General features: G+C 41.7%; 20 protein-coding genes. 10 read left to right on the forward strand and 10 right to left on the reverse strand.

From position 1 onward, the window contains the following. Window positions 1–188: 188 nt before the first annotated feature. Window positions 189–1373, forward strand: a complete 1185-nt coding sequence (locus J4E76_RS06230) for a lipopolysaccharide assembly protein LapB (RefSeq protein ID WP_208502178.1) — start codon at window positions 189–191, stop codon at window positions 1371–1373. Here J4E76_RS06230 and J4E76_RS06235 read toward each other — a convergent pair. Beyond that, entirely contained in the window at window positions 1370–2941 is a 1572-nt protein-coding gene (locus J4E76_RS06235; protein WP_208502180.1) for a glycerol-3-phosphate dehydrogenase/oxidase, read from the reverse strand. The genes J4E76_RS06230 and J4E76_RS06235 overlap by 4 nt on opposite strands. Before the next feature lie 21 nt (window positions 2942–2962). Further along, window positions 2963–4447, reverse strand: a complete 1485-nt coding sequence (glpK, locus tag J4E76_RS06240) for a glycerol kinase GlpK (RefSeq protein ID WP_208502182.1) — start codon at window positions 4445–4447, stop codon at window positions 2963–2965. 136 nt (window positions 4448–4583) lie between these two features. Here glpK and J4E76_RS06245 point away from each other — a divergent pair, with 136 nt between their 5' ends. Together J4E76_RS06245 and J4E76_RS06250 are read left to right on the forward strand one after the other, a co-directional pair. Further along, the gene (locus J4E76_RS06245; protein WP_208502185.1) at window positions 4584–5588 is read left to right on the forward strand and encodes a hypothetical protein; all 1005 of its coding nucleotides are present in this window, start codon (window positions 4584–4586) and stop codon (window positions 5586–5588) included. A gap of 9 nt (window positions 5589–5597) precedes the next feature. Then, window positions 5598–6467, forward strand: coding sequence for an esterase family protein (locus J4E76_RS06250; protein WP_208502187.1), 870 nt, complete (start codon window positions 5598–5600; stop codon window positions 6465–6467). A gap of 83 nt (window positions 6468–6550) precedes the next feature. Here the strand turns inward: J4E76_RS06250 and J4E76_RS06255 are convergent, their stop codons facing one another. Further along, a complete protein-coding gene (locus J4E76_RS06255; protein WP_208502189.1) occupies window positions 6551–6934 on the reverse strand; it encodes an endonuclease domain-containing protein in 384 nt (127 codons plus the stop codon). Between the two features lie 152 nt (window positions 6935–7086). Beyond that, window positions 7087–7953 carry a LysR family transcriptional regulator gene (locus tag J4E76_RS06260; protein ID WP_208502191.1) on the reverse strand — a complete coding sequence of 289 codons (867 nt, stop codon included), beginning with the start codon at window positions 7951–7953 and terminating at the stop codon, window positions 7087–7089. 100 nt (window positions 7954–8053) lie between these two features. Between J4E76_RS06260 and hutH the strand changes: the two genes are divergently transcribed. The 3 genes from hutH (at window position 8054) to hutI (ending at window position 12917) form a co-directional block, all read left to right on the forward strand. Continuing rightward, window positions 8054–9595 carry a histidine ammonia-lyase gene (hutH, locus tag J4E76_RS06265; protein ID WP_208502193.1) on the forward strand — a complete coding sequence of 514 codons (1542 nt, stop codon included), beginning with the start codon at window positions 8054–8056 and terminating at the stop codon, window positions 9593–9595. A gap of 1 nt (window position 9596) precedes the next feature. After that, window positions 9597–11603, forward strand: coding sequence for a urocanate hydratase (locus J4E76_RS06270; RefSeq protein ID WP_208502195.1), 2007 nt, complete (start codon window positions 9597–9599; stop codon window positions 11601–11603). Window positions 11604–11690: 87 nt separating this feature from the next. Beyond that, window positions 11691–12917, forward strand: a complete 1227-nt coding sequence (gene hutI / locus J4E76_RS06275; RefSeq protein WP_208502197.1) for an imidazolonepropionase — start codon at window positions 11691–11693, stop codon at window positions 12915–12917. Here hutI and J4E76_RS06280 read toward each other — a convergent pair. Continuing rightward, on the reverse strand, window positions 12914–13546 hold the full coding sequence (locus J4E76_RS06280; RefSeq protein WP_208502199.1) for a hypothetical protein: 633 nt from the start codon (window positions 13544–13546) through the stop codon (window positions 12914–12916). The two genes, hutI and J4E76_RS06280, sit on opposite strands and share 4 nt — an antisense overlap. A 204-nt stretch (window positions 13547–13750) precedes the next feature. On the opposite strand from J4E76_RS06280, the gene J4E76_RS06285 reads away from it, so the two are divergent. Beyond that, window positions 13751–14206: a hypothetical protein gene (locus tag J4E76_RS06285; RefSeq protein WP_208502201.1), complete on the forward strand. Its 456-nt coding sequence runs from the start codon at window positions 13751–13753 to the stop codon at window positions 14204–14206. On the opposite strand, the gene J4E76_RS06290 is transcribed toward J4E76_RS06285, so the two are convergent. Next, window positions 14207–14896 (reverse strand): response regulator transcription factor, encoded by a 690-nt coding sequence (locus J4E76_RS06290; RefSeq protein ID WP_208502203.1) that lies wholly within the window; start codon window positions 14894–14896, stop codon window positions 14207–14209. Beyond that, on the reverse strand, window positions 14896–16233 hold the full coding sequence (locus J4E76_RS06295; protein WP_208502204.1) for a HAMP domain-containing sensor histidine kinase: 1338 nt from the start codon (window positions 16231–16233) through the stop codon (window positions 14896–14898). Before J4E76_RS06295 ends, J4E76_RS06290 begins: the two co-directional genes overlap by 1 nt. Window positions 16234–16393: 160 nt before the next feature. Here J4E76_RS06295 and J4E76_RS06300 point away from each other — a divergent pair, with 160 nt between their 5' ends. Continuing rightward, the gene (locus J4E76_RS06300) at window positions 16394–16975 is read left to right on the forward strand and encodes a rhodanese-like domain-containing protein (RefSeq protein ID WP_208502206.1); all 582 of its coding nucleotides are present in this window, start codon (window positions 16394–16396) and stop codon (window positions 16973–16975) included. A 3-nt stretch (window positions 16976–16978) separates the two neighbouring features. After that, window positions 16979–18415 (forward strand): aminotransferase class V-fold PLP-dependent enzyme, encoded by a 1437-nt coding sequence (locus J4E76_RS06305; protein WP_208502208.1) that lies wholly within the window; start codon window positions 16979–16981, stop codon window positions 18413–18415. 39 nt (window positions 18416–18454) lie between these two features. Here J4E76_RS06305 and J4E76_RS06310 read toward each other — a convergent pair whose 3' ends face one another. The 3 genes from J4E76_RS06310 to J4E76_RS06320 all read right to left on the reverse strand — a co-directional run bounded on the left by J4E76_RS06310 (window position 18455) and on the right by J4E76_RS06320 (window position 20839). After that, window positions 18455–18754 carry a hypothetical protein gene (locus J4E76_RS06310; RefSeq protein ID WP_208502210.1) on the reverse strand — a complete coding sequence of 100 codons (300 nt, stop codon included), beginning with the start codon at window positions 18752–18754 and terminating at the stop codon, window positions 18455–18457. 73 nt (window positions 18755–18827) lie between these two features. Next, window positions 18828–19511 (reverse strand): response regulator transcription factor, encoded by a 684-nt coding sequence (locus J4E76_RS06315; protein WP_208502212.1) that lies wholly within the window; start codon window positions 19509–19511, stop codon window positions 18828–18830. Window positions 19512–19513: 2 nt separating this feature from the next. Beyond that, window positions 19514–20839: a sensor histidine kinase KdpD gene (locus J4E76_RS06320; protein ID WP_208502222.1), complete on the reverse strand. Its 1326-nt coding sequence runs from the start codon at window positions 20837–20839 to the stop codon at window positions 19514–19516. 135 nt (window positions 20840–20974) lie between these two features. Here J4E76_RS06320 and J4E76_RS06325 point away from each other — a divergent pair, with 135 nt between their 5' ends. Beyond that, window positions 20975–21835, forward strand: a complete 861-nt coding sequence (locus J4E76_RS06325) for a TolB family protein (protein ID WP_208502223.1) — start codon at window positions 20975–20977, stop codon at window positions 21833–21835. The last annotated feature ends 97 nt before the right edge of the window (window positions 21836–21932 follow it).

Consider the following 21932-nt stretch of genomic DNA (forward strand, 5'->3'; position numbering starts at 1 on the left):
AGTCAAGTCAAGACTTACTTGATTGACTGAAAATTATAATGTCAGATAAACGACTTATGAATTATTGGTTTTTAAAATTTTCTAAAAAAAACCTCTCAACGGAGGCACTTGCAACGAGCTGTCACTGCTCTATCAATAATCGCTTGAATTAATGATCATACTTTAGCAACTTCACACAAAATCACCTCATGCCGAAGATTTGGGTTTTTATATTCCTCATTATATCCTTCTCGGTCTCTGCTCAGAGCACGGGACTCATTGAGGCGCGAACTTTACAAGCTGAGGGCAATTTACCCGAGGCACTTCGTGTGATTAAGGAAGCTGTAAAAACAGATGAGTTCAAAGAAGATGGCGGTGCGTGGTACACTTATGCTGAGATCAACAAGGCGCTTTTCAAAAGCGAGCCAGCGGGAACTGTAAAGTCTACCTACCTATCTGATGCCATATTAGGTTATCAAATGACTCAGAAGTACCCTTCGAATAATGTTAGAATTAACTTATCTGCTGATCAAAGTATTGAGCAAATCTTTCAGGAACTCATCCAAAATGGCGCTCAATGGTACCAGCAACAGGACTATAAATCAGCCCTCGAGGCTTTTGAGAACGCCATCATCATAGCACCCAAGGATTCAACCATCATTACTTATGCGGCCAATGCAGCAGTTCAGGGTAAACTGTATGATAAGGCTTTGACCAACTTTCGAATGCTTCAGGACATGAGGCCAAAAGAGAGTATCTATCAAAGTATGATAAGCATACAAAGAGACCTGCAGAAGGACTTCCCTGCTGCATTAATCACTATAGACGAAGCTAAAAAAGACTTCCCCAATTCAGCAGTATTCGATCGATACAAGCTTGATATTTATCTGCTTTCCAAAGACAATGAAAAAGCCATAGATCTCATTACAGAAATACTAAAAACGGATACCGAAAATGACCAGCTGGCCTTGAGAAAGGCTGTACTCTACGATGAAGAAATCAAGGAGATCAAGGCAAACCCTGAAATGGATAGTGCTGCCTTGCAAAGTGCCATAGGAAACTCTGAGCAAGCGTATCTCAAGGTATTATCTATTGCCCCTGATAACCTGGTAGCCAATTTCAACCTCTCTATGCTGTATAATGATCAGGCCAATAGCTACTACCTAGCCATTAATAACATGACCAATGACGAGTACAAAGCCAACTCAGAAGCTTATGAAGAGAAGGCCTTAGACTTTATTAGAAAAGCATTGCCAAGAATGGAGGTCGCATCCAAGAAGGATACCACAGATTTAAATATTCTTAGAACCCTGGAAACCTATTACGATCGGCTTAGTATGGGAGATCAAAAAAGAGCTATACAAAAGAAAATAGATCAGAAAAAGGGTAACTAGTCTTTGATTACATACTTACCGGCTACTTCATTAAATTCTTCTAGTTGGTTATCAACCCAATCAGACCCTTCACCAAGTTCCTCCGCCATAATTTCAGCCACTTTCTCGGAAACTCTCAGCGATTCTCTCGCATCAAGGAATAACCCCCTAACCCTTCTTGCTAACATGTCTTCCACACTCCTTGCCATTTCGTGTTTGACAGCCCAAACCACTTGAGACTTTCTCAGTGGCAACGTCTCACTGATCACTTCGGCCAAAGCCGGATTTTCCTCCTCCAACTCTAGTAATTGGTATTTTTCTGTGCCATAAACCGCAAGTGGATCGGTGGTTAAATCGAGGTTTTTATCATACCCCGAAACTGGCAAATTCATCGTGATACACTTTCGCTCTGGCAGTGCCCCTATCAACATGGCGTTATCAACAGTGTCTTCTGCCATCTTCCGATAGGTAGTCCATTTGCCACCGATAATCGTGATCAATCCAGACTGAGAAATCATTACTTTATGATGCCGTGATATCTCCTTGGTTGATTTACCATCTCCTTCCGGTTTGGCCAAAGGCCTTAAGCCTGAAAAAACACTCAGAATATCTGCTCTGGTTGGTTGTTTCGTCAGGTACTGACCGGCAGTTTCTAATATGAAGTCAATCTCTTGATCTTGCGCCTCTGGTTCAAGCTCAGGTTTCTCCTTCATAGTATCAGTTGTCCCCAGCACTACTTTATCATGCCACGGCACAGCAAACATTACTCTACCATCTTTGGTCTGAGGCACCATAATAGCATACTTATCAGGCAAAAACTCCTTACTAACTACGAGATGAATACCTTGACTGGGCTGAATCATGGATTTCACATCAGGCTCGTCCATTTTCTTGACTTTGTCTGCAAAAACCCCAGTCGCGTTGATCACTGACCTGGCCTGGATGCTATAATGCTTACCTGACTCGCAATCTTTAGCCTTCAATCCGCTAATGATTCCTTCTTCGTTCTTTTCAAGCCCTGTAACTTCAAAGTAATTAAGCAAAACCCCATTATACTGATGAGCCGTTTTCGCCAAACTCAAAGCCATTCGTGCATCGTCAAACTGGCCATCATAATACACTACACCACCCTTCAAACCATTCTGATCAATAGTTGGAATGTGTTCGACAGTCTCATCCTTAGAAAGTCGTTTCGAAGAACCTATACCAAGTTTCCCCGACATTAAATCATACACCTTCAACCCCACTTGATAGAAAGGACCATCCCACCATTCGTAATTCGGAATAATGAAAGCCTGGTTTTTCACCAAGTGCGGTGCATTCTGGATCATTAAACCTCTTTCCTTTAATGCCTCTAGTACTAAAGAGATGTCGCCTTGCTGAAGATACCGTACCCCTCCGTGCACCAGCTTGGTACTTCGGCTGGACGTTCCCTTCGCAAAATCATGCTGTTCGAGCAATAAGGTCTTATAACCCCGTGATGCAGCATCGACTGCCACTCCGAGGCCCGTTGCACCTCCACCAATAACAACAACATCCCATGGCTCTTTTTGCTTCTTGAGCCTTTTCAGCATCTTTTCTCTCTTCATGATCGCTATTTAATTAGGATTTTATTCAACCCAGGCTTTAGCACGATCCACCGCTCGTGACCAATTTCTTTTTACTTCCGACACATCATCACCGGATGGTTCGAAGGTTTTATCAATGGCCCAAAGCGATTGAATTTCTTCTTTACTCTCCCAATAGCCTACAGCCAGTCCAGCTAAGAAGGCTGCACCTTGAGCAGTAGTCTCTACAATTTGGGGTCTTACGATCTTTAATCCAGTGATATCAGATTGTATTTGCATTAAGAGATTGTTAGCTGATGCTCCTCCATCTACGCGAAGTTCTTTTTGCTCAATCCCAGAATCTAAAGCCATTGTATCAATCACTTCCATACTCTGAAGAGCCAAAGCTTCAAGCGCAGCTCTCGCAATATGCCCTTTCTCTGTTCCTCGGGTCAAACCAATCATCAAACCAGTACTATATTGATCCCAATGCGGAGCACCTAAACCCACAAAGCCCGGAACGAAGTAGACCCCTCCGTTATCTTCAACAGTCTTTGCCAAGGCTTCTATTTCAGGAGCGTTATCCACAAAGTGTAGGTTATCTCTCAAAAACTGGACAATGGCGCCACCAATGAAAATACTTCCTTCAAGGGCATAGTTGACTTCATCTCCAATTTGCCATGCAATAGTCGAGAGTAACTTATGTTTAGATTTAATGACTTTTTCACCCGTATTCATCACCATGAAACAACCCGTTCCGTAGGTATTTTTGACCATGCCTGGCTCTGTACACATCTGCCCAAATAGAGCCGATTGCTGATCACCTGCTATGCCGGCAATGGGTATTTTGCCACCAAAAAGTTCAGGATCAGTATGCCCATAGACCTCGCTACTGCTTTTTACTTCAGGCAGCATAGCCTTCGGTATGTTGAAAATCTCAAGCAACTCATCATCCCATTGTAGTGTATGGATATTGAAGATCATCGTTCGACTCGCATTGCTAACGTCAGTCGCATGCACCTTTCCACCCGTCAGTTTCCATAATAACCAGCTATCAACCGTTCCAAAGGCCAGTTCACCAGCTTCGGCTCTTTCCTGAGCTCCTTCTACATGATCCAATATCCACCTGATTTTTGAAGCTGAAAAGTAAGCGTCTATCAACAGTCCAGTTTTCTCCTGGATCATATCCATGGTTGCTTGGTCTTTTAATTCTTCGCAATAGTCAGCCGTTCTTCTGTCCTGCCATACGATCGCTTTGTGAATAGACTTACCGGTTTTTTTATCCCAAACCAATGTTGTTTCTCGCTGGTTGGTAATGCCTATGGCGGCAATATCAGCTGCAGAGGCTCCCTGCTTTTCAAGAACATCTGAAATAGTGAACTTCTGTGTCTCCCAAATTTCTAATGGGTTGTGTTCCACCCATCCAGGTTTTGGATAGAATTGTTCGAACTCTCGCTGAGAGACATTGACAATGTCACCCTGTTTGTTAAAGATAATTGCGCGTTCACTGGTTGTGCCAGCATCTACAGTGATGATATATTTTGACATAGAAGATTAAATTCTGATGGATTTCTAAATTATAACATTTATCCTTTTGGGCATGCTAAAGCTAGAACTAATGAATTGACAATGAGGTATACTGAAACTCAGATCTCAGCGTAGAATAGAAAACAATTATCCCAATATGAGGAAGCTCAAGTTTATTGTTCTACTACTCTTACCCATAACCGTGGCTTACAGTCAAAGCCTTTCAAAGGGTCAACAAATAAGGCTCATGTACTCCTTGATCGAGGAACATGACAGCGACTCTTACGCAATGCTTCAATCACTGGCCAAATTACCTACCAAATACAAGCTCAACGGGATGACAATCACCACAGGAGAACCCACCAAACCTGAAGCTTGGTTAAGTGGAAAAACGGCCGAAGATATTCGAGGATCACTCAACACAGTGGTTCATGAGTCATTACATAATTTCACGAGTTATTACCCATATCAAATGCTCAGCAATGAATCATCTCATGATTATGATTTTGGAGATTCTTATTCTGCATTTATGATTGACGGCAGTGACATAGCTTTAGTCAAGCATACTGATGTTTACAATAGCAATGAACTAAAAAGGGATATCCCTAAAGCCTTAAGAACTTTTCGGTACAACCCATACATCACTCCAAAGAGTAATCTGGGAAGTCAAAAGCAAGGAATCTATGGACTACTGGATGAATTTAATGCCTACTTCAGAGGTACATTGATATCTTATAAGCTCTTCCCAGTTTACCGGGAAATGGGAAGTGACAACCCTAGTGCTTACCTGGATTATATGCAAAACATGAGCAGCATTCGGATGGCATACTTTGAATTCAAATATTATATGCTCGCCTATTTAAACAGAGCAGAAACAAGCTACCCAGAACAATATGAAGGATTTATGAGCAACCAAGATCTGAGAAGAACCTATACATTAATACATGATCAATTTGAACAACTGAACGAGAACATCGATCAACGCATAACCAAATTGATGGCAGATCTTAATAATCAGGGAATAGAATCTTATATTAAGGACAATTACTTCTGGGTTCAGAACCGAGGAATTGGTATGAATCTCGAAGCCATCGAGTTGTTAAAAGAAGAGTTATCAAAAAGTAGATATACCAGGCAACACGATGCGTTTGTTTTGAATTAAAGATCAACCATGAAAAGCCTATTGACCCTTCTATTTTCCTTTACGATTTCTGCCCTTTCGGCTCAGAGTGTTGTCAAGGAAAGCATGTCCTTTCAGAGTAAAATTTTACAAAAAGACATCCGCTACTCCGTTTATCTACCCGATGGTTACAACACATCATTGCGCATGTACCCTGTCGTCTACCTACTCAACGGCTTCACCGGAAACGAGACCGATTGGATTCAGTTTGGCGATATGCAACACATTGTTGACGAAGGTATTGCTCAGGGCGACATTCCTCCAATGGTTATTATCATGCCTGATGGTGACGATCGCCTCTACATGAACAATCATGATAATTCGTATAGATATGGTGACATGTTTATCGAAGAGCTTATGCCACATGTGGAAGGTAAATATAGAATCAGGGCAGAAAAACAGTTCCGTGGCATCAGTGGCTTATCCATGGGAGGTGCTGGTACTTTAAGATTTGCTATGCTCTACCCCGAGTTGTTTGGCGCTGCTGCTGCTTACAGCTCAGCCGTAGGCACAGACGAAGAAATGCTTGCCGGTGGTCAACAAGGGTTTGATGGCTATTGGGGACGTGCTTTAGGTACTGGCCTTAAAGGAGAGGCCAGGCTTTCCGAGCACTACCGAAAGAATAGCATTTTGGATATTGCCAAAACCGCAGATGTAAATAAGCTTAATACAGTTAGAATCTACTTTGACTGTGGCGATGATGACTTCTTGGCCATCGGTAATGCCAGTCTACATATTGAAATGCGCAAAAGAGGCATCCGTCATCAGTATCGTGTTAGAGATGGAGCTCACACTTGGGATTTTTGGAGAACTTCTCTACCCATTGGTCTCAAATTTATCGCAGAAAGCTTTACTCGATAATTATCGAAATGCTTTAAAGGACATAAGGAATGCTAAACCTCTCCTCCCTTGAGAGAGGTGCCGATAGGCAGAGGGAGACATAGTTAGTCCAGATTTTCAAGTATTTCTTCAATTGTACTAAGTATCGATTCTCTTACCCTATTGATTTGAGTTAACACTTCATCATCAGTAAATCGAATAACAGTGAATCCCAGTGCTTCTAATCTAGTTTGCCTTATAGCATCTTCATTGGCCACTTCACCATGTTCGTGGGTTAGTCCATCAACTTCAATAATAACCTTGAGATTAAGACAGACAAAATCAGCAATGTAACGATCTATTGGCCTCTGCCTTCTGAATTGATGACCTTCAAGCATTCTAGCCCTAAGCACATATTTCCATAAACAAGCTTCAGCCTTCGTCATTCTCTTTCGGAGGGCATTGGCATTTTCCTTGAGGTGCTTGTTATAGTGGTTATTGGAAGGCATATGTGCAAAATGAAGATAGCGAAAGAAAACTTGTTGGTCCACCCCCTAACCCCCGCCAGCGGGGGAAAGCGAAGCCTGTCAGTAAGCAGGTAACATCAAAAAACGGTAGACTTGTCCTCCCTTGAGGGAGGTGCCGATAGGCGGAGGGAGATTCAGAGCAATTCCAAAAACTTACCCAAAGCCTCATTCCTGTTCTTAGCATCCCAAACAGCCATCAGCTTAGTGCGCTGCGGCAAGTGATCGAGAGGAATAAAACGCACTCCCAAATCCACTCCGCCTTCAAGTGCAGATGGCACAATAGCCACCCCCAGCTGCCGCTCTACCAGACGAAAGATGCTATTGGCTTGTACTGAGCGATGAGAAACCTTAGGTTCAAAATCATGATCTGAGAAAATACTCATGATGTTGTCATAATACTCTTGGCTGTAATCGTTGGAAAAAAGGATAAACTGCTCCTCTTTAAATTGATAAAGGCTTTCAAACGATTCTGGCTGAATGGCATGTTGATCTGACACGACTAGTGAAAACGAATCCTCCAATACCACTTGTTGCTCAAAGCCCTTATGCACACTTTCGAGTCTCACGAAACCAATGTCCAGTCGATCATGAGCGATAGCATCTAGCTGGTCTTTGTTGTTCAACTCATCTAAAGATGCGTGGATATTTGGGTGTGACTTACTCATCTCTTCAAGCAATTCAGGAATAATATTCTGCATTGCCGAGCCTACAAATCCTACCCTAATCTCGCCCTGCTCCCCTTCTCCTTTACGCTTAGTCGCCTCAACTACTCGGTCCAAGTGATTGATGATGTAGTCGGCTTCATCCATTAAGTATTTACCAGCTTGTGTTAGCGAAACACTCCGCTTTGTACGATGGAACAACTTAGTCCCTAAGTCCTCTTCTAGCTGTTGAATCTGCTTTGACAAAGCCGGTTGAGTAATGAAAAGCTTTTCCGCAGCTTTAGCAAAATGCAACTCCTTGCCCAATGCGAGTAAATACCTAAGATGACGTAATTCCATTGATTCCTAATAGTTATTAATCAATAATAATAAATCATTTATAGGAATTACTAATTAGAAGTAGATTTAAAGTTGATAAATCGAGTAACCCTTAAAACCTATGAAGGAATTCAACTACGGATCGGATCGCTTAACCACAAGTGTTGCATTAAAAATCGCCCGAGGTCAAATCAACGGAACACTCACAAAAGACACCATCGATAGGGTCAATCAGAGCGCTCAATATGTCAAAGAAATCACCGAAAAGGAGACTACGGTATATGGAGTCAATACGGGCTTTGGACCACTTTGCACTACTAAAATATCAGCTAAAGACACCGAAACGCTTCAATACAATATCCTCAAAAGCCACAGTGTTGGTGTGGGAAATCCAATTGCCCCAGAACTGAGCAAATTGATGATGATTCTGAAGGTGCACTCGTTGGCCAAAGGGTTTTCAGGTATACAGTTAAGCACTTTAGAACGAATCGCTTGGCATATTGACAATGATGCAATTCCTGTTGTGCCAGAAAAGGGATCGGTCGGTGCATCAGGTGATTTAGCTCCATTAGCTCACCTCTTCCTACCATTGATTGGCTTAGGAGAAGTTTTCTATCAAGGTGAAAAAATCAGCACCAAATCACTGTTTGACAAAACTGGTCTAACATCAGTGGCTTTAGGACCCAAGGAAGGTCTGGCATTAATCAATGGCACCCAATTTATTGCTGCTCATGGAGTTGAGGTACTCGACAGGCTTTATAACTGTTTAAGCCATGCCGACATCATTGGTGCTATGATGATCGAAGCATTGCAAGGTTCCATCAAACCCTTTTCTCCAGAACTGCATGCACTTAGACCATTTAAAGGGAACCAACACGTTGCGAATAGAGTAAAGACGCTACTGCAAGACTCTGAGATTCTATCGGCACACGCCAATTGCGATCGCGTACAAGACCCCTATTCGCTACGTTGTATTCCTCAGGTTCATGGTACATCAAGAAACACTTGGCTGCATCTCAAAGAACTTTTAGAGGTAGAACTCAATGCTGTAACGGACAATCCCATCATTTTAAGTGCAGAAGAAACCATCAGCGGTGGAAACTTCCATGGCCAACCTCTGGCCCTTCCTTTAGACTATGCAGCATTGGCTGCGGCTGAATTAGGCAATATTTCGGACCGTAGAATATACCTGTCATTGGAAGGAAAAGTAGAAGGCTTACCTCAGCTATTGATGAATGACACCGGAATCAACTCAGGTTTTATGCTACCGCAATACACCTCTGCTGCGCTGGTAAGTGAGAATAAGAGCCTCTGCTTTCCGGCAAGTGCCGATAGTGTACCAACTTCTTTAGGTCAAGAAGATCATGTGAGTATGGGATCTATCAGCGGGAGAAAAGCCTTGGAAATCATCGGCAATTTAGAGCATATACTCGCGATCGAATTACTATGTGCTGCACAAGCTTTCGATTTTAGACGTCCTCTTAAGTCGGGAGAAGTTCTGGAAGCCTGTCACGCCCACACACGAAGCAAGATTGATCATGCAGAAGTCGATCGTATCTTCTCGAAAGACATCGAAAAGGCTCATAAAATCATAGAGAGCAGGGCCTTCCTTGAAATTTGCAAAGTCAGCAGCGACCATCATTCATCTTTTGAAGTTTACTAGTATGAACAAGTTCCACCAACAACTCCAAGAAGGAATTCCTTCAAGCCTTCCAAAAGCCCTAGTCTTCGATCCAGAAATCAATCGAGCTCCCAAACGCAAAGACATACTTTCTGATTCAGACAAAAAGCTCGCTATCCGAAATGCATTAAGGTACTTTCCTAGCGAATGGCATGGCCAACTCGCTGCTGAGTTTTTAGAGGAGCTCAATGCCTATGGCAGAGTCTATATGTATCGTTTTATGCCGAAAGATTTCGTTTCTGCCAGAAGTATTGAAGAATACCCTGGGAATTCAGAGCAGGCAAAAGCACTAATGCTCATGATTCAGAACAACCTAGATCCAAAAGTCGCCCAGCACCCCTACGAACTAATCACCTACGGTGGAAATGGAGCGGTCTTTCAAAACTGGGCACAGTACAGACTCGTAATGAAGTATCTTTCTGAGATGACCGATGAACAAACCCTAGTTATGTACTCTGGTCATCCAATGGGACTATTCCCATCCAGTAAAAATGCCCCTAGAGTTGTGGTCACAAACGGCATGATGATCCCAAATTATTCGAAGCCGGATGACTGGGAGAAATTCAATGCATTAGGCGTTACTCAGTACGGTCAAATGACGGCTGGTTCCTATATGTACATTGGCCCACAAGGAATTGTCCATGGCACCACAATAACTGTGTTGAATGCTGCCAGAATGAAGAGACCTGATGGCAATTTCAAAGGCTTGCTCTTTGTCACCTCAGGCTTAGGTGGTATGAGTGGTGCTCAACCGAAAGCAGCTAAAATTGCCGGCCTGGTTTCGGTAACAGCCGAAGTAAACCCAAAAGCAGCCTACAAAAGGCAAGAGCAAGGATGGGTAGATGTTGTGATTGAAAATATTGACGAACTCATCACTCAGGTTGAGCAAGCGAGAAAAGCTGGCGAAAACACTTCTTTTGCTTACCTCGGCAACATTGTTGACGTTTGGGAAGGCTTTGAAAATGCTGGACTTACGATTGATTTCGGTTCTGATCAAACCTCTCTGCATAACCCATTTGCCGGTGGCTACTACCCTGTCGGCATGAGTTATGAAGCAGCCAATGAAATGATGGCAGAGCAACCAGAAAACTTCAAAGAAGAGGTATACAAAACGCTCAGAAGGCATGCTCAAGCCATCAACAAACAAACCGCAAAGGGCACCTATTTCTTCGATTACGGTAATGCCTTTTTGCTAGAGGCCGGTAGAGCTGGAGCGGATGTCTTCAAGTCAGATTCACAAGAGTTCAAATATCCTTCTTACGTTCAAGACATTATGGGGCCTCTGTGTTTTGACTATGGCTTCGGGCCATTCAGATGGGTTTGTGCTTCAGGTAAACCAGAAGATTTAGACGCCACGGATGCCATTGCCGCGACAGTTATTGAGCAAATGCTCGAAGAAGCTCCAGAAGAAATTAAACCTCAGCTTCAAGACAACCTACACTGGGTTAAGGAGGCTAAAAAGAATCAGTTGGTGGTGGGCTCTCAAGCGCGAATTCTTTATGCAGATGCCCAAGGTAGAATGAGAATCGCAGCTGCCTTTAATGAGGCGATTAAAAATGGAGAGATAGGTCCAGTCGTGCTAGGGCGTGACCATCATGACGTTTCTGGAACAGACTCTCCTTACAGAGAGACTTCTAACATCTATGATGGGTCTCAATTCACAGCTGACATGGCAGTCCAAAACTTTGTTGGCGATGCCTTCCGAGGTGCTACCTGGGTGTCCCTGCACAATGGCGGTGGCGTTGGCTGGGGAGAAGTCATAAATGGCGGTTTTGGTATGTTCCTTGATGGTTCTGAAGAAGCTGATCAAAAGCTCAAAAGCATGCTCTTTTGGGATGTCAACAACGGAATTGCCAGACGTAATTGGGCTCGAAACCCTCATGCGATGAGCGCCATTGACCGCGCCATGCAGTCAGAACCTAAGCTGAAAGTCACGAAACCACAATTGGTTGAAGACACCTTGATTAACAACCTATTTACATCATCCTGAAGTCATTTCAGGGGCCCAGAGATGCTGAAACACCTCGAAGCTTCGGGGCGGCATGACGATTCATAATCAAAAATAGTAACTTCAACTATGCAAAAGGTTTTTACCAATATCGGCACACTTGCTCAAGTTAGAGCGTTCGGCACCAAGATTCTTCGTGGTGCGCTCATGGCAGATGTTCCCTCTCTCAAAAATGCCTGGCTTAAGGTAAAAGACGGTTTGATTGAAGATCATGGCACTATGGATGAATTCCAAGCTGACAGCACATATGAGGTCATCGACTTACAAGGCCGCATGGTTACACCAACTTTTATTGATTCGCATACTCACTTAGTTTTTGCTGCCGATCGTGATGAGGAATTTGTAATGAAGATTAAGGGAATGGACTATCAATCCATTGCTGCTGCTGGAGGTGGTATTGTGAACTCAGCTCGAAAACTTCAAGAAGCATCATTCGAGGCCTTACTCGATGGTGCTAGGCAAAGGCTTTCTGAAGCTATTTCCAGTGGAACTGGAGCCATTGAAATCAAGAGTGGCTACGGACTAACGCTTGAAGCGGAGATAAAAATGCTTCAAGTGATAGCCCAGCTCAAACAAGAGTTCCCCATTCCCATCAAATCTACTTTTTTGGGAGCCCATGCTTTTCCTCATGCTGATCGGGAGAAGTACATGAAAACTATTCTTCAAGAAATGCTACCAGAGATTTATTCTCAAAAGCTGGCTGACTATATAGACTGTTTCTGTGAAGAAGGTTATTTCACTGTCGATCAAATGTGTCATATTTTGGAAGCTGGAGAGAAATATGAGCTAAAGCCAAAGGTTCATGTGAATCAGTTTAATGCCATCGGAGGGATAGAAAAGGCTATCGAATTTGGTGCTGTGTCAGTCGATCACCTAGAAGTGCTCCCTGAATCTGAAATGGTGCTACTAAAGGATTCCGATACCATTCCTGTCGCCCTGCCTGGATGTTCTTTCTTTATCAATATTCCCTTTGCCCCAGCCAAAAAGATTATCGAAAATGGTCTACCGTTGGTATTGGCTTCAGACTTTAACCCGGGTTCGGCCCCATCATTCAACATGGGTCTGATCAATAGTTTGGCGACTATGAAAATGAAGTTGCTGCCTGAAGAGGCTTTCAATGCCACAACTTACAATGCGGCTTTCGCTCTAGAACTTCAAGAAGAAGTTGGAACCATTACCAAAGGTAAAAGGGCGAATTTCATTGTTTCCAAACCAAATAGAACACTCAACTCGATCGCCTATAATTTCGGAGTGAATTGGATTGATTCTGTTTATATCAATGGTGAAAGGTTCTAATTGACCACTGTATAAACTTCGTTGGGGGTTTGTAAGCCTTTATGAATTTGAAAACGAAGTAGACCTGCCGTTAAGCTGAAATCTACACCTACAATGTCATTATCATCTACACAGTTGGGGCCGCTAGGTTGTTTACAGTCATTATTGGGATCGAAAAAATAGGTCAACACATCATCGTAAGTGGTCCCATTAATGGTCATGCTTGAGGTTCTATCTGAAGTGGATGGGCTCATCGCACCTCCATCAAAAAAGATGAAAATATTGGCATCACCCATACTGATCACCATTTGTAAGTCCGAGGTGGAAGTATCATCCCTGAACTTATTTAATTCAACGGTCAGATCGGAAATACCGCCAGACACATCGAATCGCTGTGTAGCATTCGTGGAACAAGCGTTAAGGTCTGGAGAACCAAAGCCTCCACAAGTCTTACCGCTATCCTCCACATCAGTCCCTTGAAAACTCATGGTCACCTCATTGCCAGCACCATTGCTAAAGGTCCGACCCGAAGACATTTGATATTTCAAATTGTTTAACTCAGATTCCTCGAAGGGTAGGTCACATTTCTTACAACACCCAGCGGTAACTAGTGAACAAACAATAACACAAAGTGCGATAAACCTTTTCATAGTTTTTTTATTTATGCAACAATGATGCAATATGATAAATTATGTTGCGGTCTAACCAAAAAGATCAGAATTAACATAAGTTTAACGTATTGACACTATTTTGAAACGATTAGTTGTCCCCTATAAAAGTTTTATCCATAAACTATGATCACAACCATCTGGCTCGGTCTTGGGTCTAATAGTTCAAACTAATCGTTTAAGCTTATGAAGAAATCTCTCAACCTTTGGATACTAGCTATAATACTGATTCAGGCCTGTTCGAATGAGGAGGACGCGCAACCTACATGCATTGCACCTCCCAGTTGTGGTCAGATTGTGCCAAATCAAGTGAATTTCACCATTTTTAATAGCACCACCTTAAACGTTTTGGGCTATAACGTAGTTAAATCGGCTTCCGACTTTGAAAGTGTACAGATCTCAGCTGGCGAGCTTCGATGCTGGCATAATTTTTCTCGTACTGATGTATCAACCTTAGAAATAACTTTAGGTGAAGGGGAAGATGATCAGAATGCCTTCAACATAAGTCTTGCGCTAAATCAGACCATCACTATTGAAGATGGTGAGACATATTGGGTAGATGTAAATCATCGGGACAATAGCTACATCGCCTCAATTTCCAAATATGACCCGACTGTTTGCAACGATACCGTGGACAATTAGTCAATCCTCTAGGACAAACCCTTTGCCGTGTACATTGGTAATTTTCACCTGCGGATCTCGGCTCAGGTATTTGCGCAGTTTAGAAATAAACACGTCCATACTCCTCCGATTGAAATAGTCACTCTCTCCCCAAAGCTCTTTCAGAGTGGTTTGTCTATCTAGGATCTGACCCTTTCTCAAGCAAAGTTGCCTTAGAATTTCAGCCTCTTTGGAGGTGATAGTTTGTTTTTCCCCGTCAAAAATCAATGTTTGATTGGGGTAGTCAAAGCTGTATTGACCAATTTGATAGGTGATGGATTGACTTTCTTGCCTGTGCAAACCACTCCTTTTCACAATAGCATTAATCCTAGCGATCAATTCCTCCTCATCCACAGGCTTAACTATATAGTCATCGGCACCTGCCTTGAAGCCTTTCAGTTTATCTATTTTCAAGGCTTTAGCCGTTAGAAATATCAACGGAACCTCTGGCGATCCTCGTTTAATCTTTTCTGCCAGCGTAAACCCATCCATTTTGGGCATCATCACATCAAGAAGGCAAAGATCGAACCTACTACTTTCAAAAGCATCGAGACCTTGCAAACCATCTTTTACCCAGGTCACTTTGAACTCATGCACCTGAAGATACTCCTTGAGAATATAACCAAGGTTATCATCGTCTTCAACCAAAAGAATACTGACTTTATCACTCATTATCTTAATGGTAAATATATGTTGAACTCACTGCCCTCATTCTTTTTGCTGTTAAGGTTAATACCACCTTTATGCGCCTCAATCACACTTTTCACATAACTCAATCCTAAGCCAAAACCCTTTACATTGTGTAAATCACCAGAACCCGCTCTATAGAATTTATCAAAAATGAACTTCTGCACCTGCTCGCTCATTCCTATACCATTGTCTTTGATAATCAGTATAATACCCTCATCTGTGTTGGCGGTACTGACAACAATTTCTGGACGCTTTTCAGTATACTTCACGGCATTGTCCAAGAGATTGTATATGATGTTATTCAGGTGTGTTTCATCAGCGAAAATAGAGGCACTTTCCGCACTCAAATCAAGTGTCAATTGACCTTTCTGTTCATTGATTATTAACTCAAAGTTCTTTGATACCCTTTCGATCAAATCATGAAGATTTAATTGTTTCTTATCCAACTTGAAATTACCAGAGTCGATAAGCGCCATTTGAAGAATTTTATCCACTTGGCTTTTTAACCGTTTGCCTTCATTGTCAATAAGTTCTGTGTATTTCAATAGACGCGCAGACTGTTTTACTTCTTCCGATTTCCGCAATAAACCCGAAGCCAATGAAATAGAGAAAATGGGCGTTTTAAACTCATGGGTGAGATTATTGATGAAATCGTTCTTTAGATCGGATAACTTCTTCTGCTTGTTAATGGTGATGACGGTATAGGAAAAAGCCGCAATAAGAATCAACAAAAGCAACAACGAAGTTCTAAGCAAGGGTCCGTTTTCACCCACAAACCCACCTAGCTCATTTGGATAATCTATACTCACATCTAATGCCGTATACTCACCTGCTCCATGTTGACCATGCCCCATCCCCACATTTGGTCCACAGAGACACATAAAATTGTCATGATCTACTATCTCAGTAATCCTAGGGTTACTCTCCTTCTCTTGCTCATCAGAGTAAAAAAAGCAGCGCCTATCTTGCCCCATGATTACCTTAAGCTCGTAATCAATATTCAACTTATTAAGATCGAAGACAGCATCGATATTCTTCTTTAAGTTCATAAGGATTTGATCGTCAGGAGCATCTTCAAATGACTCAATAACGAAGTATTTTTCTGGCCCCTTATATGAATTCACCAGATCTCTTAAGGTTTTATCTTTTCGAATAGCACTTTGCATATCGCTGATATACTCAGGCACCAGCAGTTTGAATTGTTGTTGATAGACCTCAACATCTGCTCTAATCAGCTTGAGCTGTACATTGATCAATCCAATGACGGAAAGGGCCACGGCTCCTATTACTATATATATGGTCAATCTTGAGAGCTGCACGATAGGTGTATTTATTCGAAATTAAGGATAAGCGAATACATTCTGAATCCCTTAACCTTTCATTAACACTTTTAACATGTCATTGACCAAGCTTAACATAGCATTCGCCCTTTAGCCTTTTCCGAATAAATAGTTTTGACAAAAACTTAAAACAACGAAAATGAAAGCTCAAAAACGCAAAAACGCACTTGTGGTCATTGGTGTACTAATGGCACTTATTCTTTTTACTACCGAGTCTGTAACGGCCCAGGATAAAAAGCCCCACTATAAGTGCACACCCTGTGGTTGTAGTCAAGACGATGTTCTTGTTGCTGGTCCAGGAAACTGCTCAAGCTGTGGCATGAAGTTGATCAACATACACAATCCCGATGAAGGTTTGGCTTATAATAATCTTAACAGCGCTCAAGTGTGTGAGTTACTTGAAAACAATCCAAATGTAATACTCTTAGACGTGCGCTCTGAAGGTGAATTTACTCAAAAGACCAGTCAGATTGGAAGGTTTAAAAATGCTATTAACATTCCTGTAAATCAGATAGCCGATCGACTGGACAAGCTGGGGCCATATCGTGAGAAAACTATACTTGTGTACTGCTCTATTAGCGCCAGAAGCCCAAGAGCCAGCGCGATACTAGCCGAGAATGGCTTTACCAAAATCAAAAACCTAATGGGTGGACTGAACGCTTGGAATGAGCAATCGCTTGAGAAACTACCATGCAGAGATACACACACCACTAAACAATAGGCTATGTTAGAACTGCTCAAAAGTATCTCCCGCATTGGCGAACAGATACTCCCAAAGAACCCCTATAAGTCCTTTATCAGTAAATATCCAGCATTCGAACAGACTCTTCATATTGATGAATTAAGGTCAAGAGACTTCAAGCGTCTAGATGAACAGAAACATACTTATTTGGACTTTACAGGTGGGCAACTTTTTGGAGAAAGTCAGGTCAAAACACATCATGACTTTCTCTGCAACACCATCTTAGGCAATCCACACTCTATTAACCCCAGTTCTGCTCTTGCCGAGAAACACATTCAAGCTACTCGAAGAAAAGTGCTAGACTACTTTAATGCCCAAGAAGACTATATCTGTGTTTTCACATCCAATGCCTCAGCTGCTCTAAAAATCATTGGAGAATGTTATCCTTTTGACCAAGAAGGAAGGTTCTTAATGACTTTCGACAATCACAACTCTGTAAATGGTCTTCGAGAGTTTGCCAGGAAAAAGAATTGTCCTTTTACATACAGCCCCTTGACTGAAGAACTGAGAATAGATGAGGAAAAGCTCAACTTAGAACTTTCTCGAAGGGGATTGAACAAGTTATTTGCTTTTCCTGCCCAGTCGAATGTATCGGGTGTTAAGCACGATCTCAGTTGGATTGAGAAAGCACAAGAGCAAGGTTGGGACGTTCTTTTGGATGCCGCTGCCTTTGTACCGAGTGATCGGTTGAATCTACAATTGCACCAACCCGAATTCGTCTCCCTGTCATTCTATAAAATCTTCGGCTATCCGACAGGTTTAGGTGCGCTTCTTATTAAAAAGACGGCTTATGACAAATTGCAAAAACCCTCTTTTGCTGGAGGCACCATTACCATTGTGAGTGTTCAGGGTGATGGTCACTACTTAGAAAAACAAGCTGCACGCTTTGAAGAGGGAACGGTGAATTATTTAGACATTCCGGCCATCAAATTCGGTCTGGAATATATTGAAGCGATAGGTATTTCAAGCATTAAAAATAGGGTCAACTCCTTGACCGGGTATTTGATAGAAAAACTAGCGAGGCTAAAGCATGCTAATGGAAAACCCCTGATCCAAATATATGGACCCAGAAATATGAAAGACCGTGGTGGAACCATCGCCATGAATTTCTTTGACTCAGACGGGGCAATTCATGATTTTCTGTCTATTGAGCAAGAAGCCTTTGAACGTAACATATCGATCCGAACAGGATGCTTTTGTAACCCAGGCATAGACGAAACCAATCATCAACTCAAAGCTGATAAACTCAAGGCCTATTTTAATAAAGACGGTCAGAAGGACTACTTTGACCTGATAGAGTTTATAGATCAAAAGAGAGGAGCAGTAAGAGTGTCTATTGGATATATCACCAACTTCACTGACCTTGAAATGTTTTTACTCTTTTGTGAAACTTATCTAAATAAAAAAGTCGCTTTATAAAGAATAAAGCGACTTTTTATTGATTTGATTAGGCTAAGATTAGTCTTCATTTGATTCTGTAGGAACCTGCTTGAGGCCTTCCTCAATGGCAGCTTTTTCCTCATCTGCTGACATTGGTGGTGGCGGTGTAAAAGAGGTGATTTCTTTTTTGACCGCTTCATATAATTCTTCACTCACGTGATCTGGAGCCTGAGCCTCTGCTACTTGCTCTTCGACAGAAGGAGCAGCTGGCTCCTCAACTTTATCTAGACCGGCTAGAAACTCTTGTTTTAACTCTTCAGTGGGTAGGCTATCGAGAATAATTTGTTTGTTCTCTTCTAAGCTCTCTTTTATTGCCATAGTTTTTATGTGTTTAAATTGACTTACTCTTAAAAATACTTAATTCAGCTCAAATCACAACAAAAAGATGCACTTAAGCTTCCAACACAAAGCCTTTTCCATGGACATTGGTAATCTTAACCGTAGGGTCCTGTTCTAGATATTTTCGGAGCTTATGAATAAAGACATCCATGCTCTTCCGATTGAAAAAATCGCTTTCTCCCCATACGGCTTTGAGGGCCAGATTACGATCAAGTACTTGATTCTTCTTATCACACAAAAGCTGAAGCAGTTTAGCTTCCTTTGTGGTAAGGCGCTGGGTTACTTCACCGTAAGACAAGGCTTGATTAGTAGAGTCGAATATGTAAAGACCAATTTCATAACTTGATCCTTCACTGTTACTCAAGGTTTCAATTCCAGTTCGCTTCATCAAAGCCTTAACTCTTGCAATAAAGATTTCTTCATCAATGGGTTTCACAACAAAATCGTCACAGCCAAGTCTAAACCCTTTTAGCTTATCAATTTTCAAACTCTTTGCTGTTAAAAAAATGAATGGAACAGAACTATCATGTTCTTGAATTTCTTTGGCAAGGGTAAACCCATCTTTGAGTGGCATCATGATATCAAGTATACACAAATCATATACTCCTCTCAGAAAGGCATCTAGACCAAGCTCTCCATTTTGAACCCAATCGACATTAAAGTCATTGATTTCGAGATACTCTTTCAAAATATAGCCGAAGCTATCATCATCTTCCACTAACAGAATTCTATTCATAACTATGTGAAAGGAAAATACATTCTAAATTCGCTACCTCTATTGATTTCACTGCTCAACCCAATCTTTCCGCTATGTGCTTCTATAATATTCTTTACGTAGCTAAGCCCTAAACCAAACCCCTTGACGTTGTGAACATTGCCTTTTTCAGCACGATAGAATTTATCAAAAATATACTTTTGAATCTCCTCGCCTATACCAATACCGTTGTCTTTAATTGAGATCTCAATGCCATCTTCACTGTCTCTGGTTGTGATTGAAATTATCGGTACATCAACGGTGTACTTCAATGCATTGTCAACCAAGTTGTATATAACATTGACCAAATGTGTTTCATCTGCCATCACCTCCGCTTGACTGGCTTTAAGGTCTAGTTCAATTTGACCTTGACGCTTGCTTACCACAAGGCTCATGCTTTCCACTACTCTCTTTATCGCTTCGTGAACATTGAGCAGTTTCTTATTCAGAGAGAAGTTCCCTGAGTCTATCATGGCAATTTGCAAGACCTTATCTACTTGCCCTTCGAGCCTTTTGCCTTCATGTTCAATGAGATCCAAATAATTGGCCTTCTTGACTTCATTTTCATCTACCGAATCACGTTTGAGCATGCTAGTGGCCAATGCAATTGAGGCAATTGGCGTTTTGAACTCATGGGTAAGGTTATTGATGAAATCATTCTTGATGACAGATAGCTTTTTCTGCCTTTGGATGACAATCAGTGTATAGGCAAAACAGAACAATAAGAGCAATATGAAGACAATCGAAAGGATCAAAGCACCGCTTGACTGCGCAAAAACATAGGCGTTTTGACTTGGGAAAAACACGGCTAAATGATAGTCGCCATCCATATCCGTACCATTAGAACAGGTAAGCACCGTCCAAGAGTGACCTCTCTCATCGGGATTGGTACAATCTGTCAATTCAAAATCCAAACTTGTACCCTGATCGCCTAAAACAAAGTTGTAAATACCTTCTTTCCTTCTCGTTTCTGAATGCTCATAGATTGCATACTCATAAGGAAGGTCAAGGGAATAATCCTTAAAAACATCATCAATTAATGCTCTCATTTTGCCGTCAATGATGGGGTCATTGAACGCCCCCTTTTCTTTGACCCTCAGTGCAGATTGATGCAAAAGTTCTCCGTAGGTCTTATTCTTTGAAAACTGTTCTCCAATGCCGACTGAGCACAGATCTACTTTTTGCAAGAAGATTTGTCTATTGGTCTCTATGGATGAATTGAGATTCCTAACCTGAATAACAGAAAGGCCTACCAATGCTATGGTAGCTAACCCCATGACTAACCCGATCGATCGCTTTGATAAATTCATACTGTTGTTAGATCGAAAATACGTGCTTTTGCAGTTTAATGTTAGAATTTAACTTTTGCTTAACCATTTTAAATTATCCTTAATAGAACCCTTTGCGTAAACTGGAAGTGACAAAACAAAGGAAACTACTTGAAAATGAAGTCACAGCTACTGATCTTCTTTCTGCTACTAATTAGTTTCAGAGTCACTGCCCAAAATTATAACGATCGATTCGCAGTAGTATCTCCTGATGGCAAGTCCATTGCATTTGAGTCGAACCGCGTCAGACCATCACATATTTTTACGGTCAACTTGGACGGAACTAACCTGAAGCAAATAACCCGAAAAGGAGGTTACTCTGGTCCCAATTGGTCTCCAAATTCTCAGGCAATTAATTATTCAGAGATTAATAATGGTAGGTTTTTTCACGTATTCAAACATGACCTAAATGAGTCAGGGACCATCGAATTAGTTGCAGATTCATCATTGAACTTCGCCTCTGTGTGGAGAGATGATGTCATATATTATACATCAAATAGGGGAAAAGCAGATCAACTGAGAAGGGTAAACATCAGGAGTAATGAAGACGAATTGATTGTTGAAAAAGTTGAGCATCATAATGGTATCTCTTTGAACCCTCAGGGAAACCTGGCCATTATTATTGTTAAAAATGAAGGCAACAACTGGGACTTGGGGCTACTAGATATAGACAAGAAAAAGATAGTCCAAGAGTTCCATCATGCTGCTCGAGAAGACTCTCCCAGTTGGTCCCCCAAAGGCGATCGTATCCTTTTCAGTTCAAATAGAACGGGTAACTGGGATATCTTTTCGATGAAATGGAATGGCAGTGACGTCACAAACCTTACCCAAGGAAAAGGGAACAACCGTTTTGCTTCATGGTTTCCTATGGGAGAAAGAGTACTCTTCTCCTCTGATCGTGATGGCAATGGTTTCCGGCTTTACACTATGAATAAGGATGGAAGTAATCAGAGTGAGATTAAAATCTCAGAAAATTAACTACTTATTAACCATTTTAATTTTTCGATAAACAAGCTTAACTCCCCATTAATCGACCCTTGGCCTGACCCACCGTATGTTTGAACAAACACAGCCC

The sequence above is a fragment of the Roseivirga sp. E12 genome, assembly GCF_017592825.1.
Classification (GTDB): Bacteria; Bacteroidota; Bacteroidia; order Cytophagales; family Cyclobacteriaceae; genus Roseivirga.

Bases quoted from the DNA above. Each gene is read 5' to 3' on its own strand.
- J4E76_RS06320 (WP_208502222.1), bottom strand. From the start codon at position 20,839: ATGAATTTATCAAAGCGATCGATCGGGTTAGTCATGGGGTTAGCTACC.
- J4E76_RS06270 (WP_208502195.1), top strand. From the start codon at position 9,597: ATGAACAAGTTCCACCAACAACTCCAAGAAGGAATTCCTTCAAGCCTT.
- J4E76_RS06305 (WP_208502208.1), top strand. From the start codon at position 16,979: ATGTTAGAACTGCTCAAAAGTATCTCCCGCATTGGCGAACAGATACTC.
- hutH (WP_208502193.1), top strand. From the start codon at position 8,054: ATGAAGGAATTCAACTACGGATCGGATCGCTTAACCACAAGTGTTGCA.
- J4E76_RS06250 (WP_208502187.1), top strand. From the start codon at position 5,598: ATGAAAAGCCTATTGACCCTTCTATTTTCCTTTACGATTTCTGCCCTT.
- J4E76_RS06285 (WP_208502201.1), top strand. From the start codon at position 13,751: ATGAAGAAATCTCTCAACCTTTGGATACTAGCTATAATACTGATTCAG.
- J4E76_RS06310 (WP_208502210.1), bottom strand. From the start codon at position 18,754: ATGGCAATAAAAGAGAGCTTAGAAGAGAACAAACAAATTATTCTCGAT.
- J4E76_RS06260 (WP_208502191.1), bottom strand. From the start codon at position 7,953: ATGGAATTACGTCATCTTAGGTATTTACTCGCATTGGGCAAGGAGTTG.
- J4E76_RS06325 (WP_208502223.1), top strand. From the start codon at position 20,975: ATGAAGTCACAGCTACTGATCTTCTTTCTGCTACTAATTAGTTTCAGA.
- J4E76_RS06315 (WP_208502212.1), bottom strand. From the start codon at position 19,511: ATGAATAGAATTCTGTTAGTGGAAGATGATGATAGCTTCGGCTATATT.
- J4E76_RS06245 (WP_208502185.1), top strand. From the start codon at position 4,584: ATGAGGAAGCTCAAGTTTATTGTTCTACTACTCTTACCCATAACCGTG.
- J4E76_RS06280 (WP_208502199.1), bottom strand. From the start codon at position 13,546: ATGAAAAGGTTTATCGCACTTTGTGTTATTGTTTGTTCACTAGTTACC.
- J4E76_RS06235 (WP_208502180.1), bottom strand. From the start codon at position 2,941: ATGAAGAGAGAAAAGATGCTGAAAAGGCTCAAGAAGCAAAAAGAGCCA.
- J4E76_RS06290 (WP_208502203.1), bottom strand. From the start codon at position 14,896: ATGAGTGATAAAGTCAGTATTCTTTTGGTTGAAGACGATGATAACCTT.
- hutI (WP_208502197.1), top strand. From the start codon at position 11,691: ATGCAAAAGGTTTTTACCAATATCGGCACACTTGCTCAAGTTAGAGCG.
- J4E76_RS06300 (WP_208502206.1), top strand. From the start codon at position 16,394: ATGAAAGCTCAAAAACGCAAAAACGCACTTGTGGTCATTGGTGTACTA.
- J4E76_RS06230 (WP_208502178.1), top strand. From the start codon at position 189: ATGCCGAAGATTTGGGTTTTTATATTCCTCATTATATCCTTCTCGGTC.
- J4E76_RS06255 (WP_208502189.1), bottom strand. From the start codon at position 6,934: ATGCCTTCCAATAACCACTATAACAAGCACCTCAAGGAAAATGCCAAT.
- glpK (WP_208502182.1), bottom strand. From the start codon at position 4,447: ATGTCAAAATATATCATCACTGTAGATGCTGGCACAACCAGTGAACGC.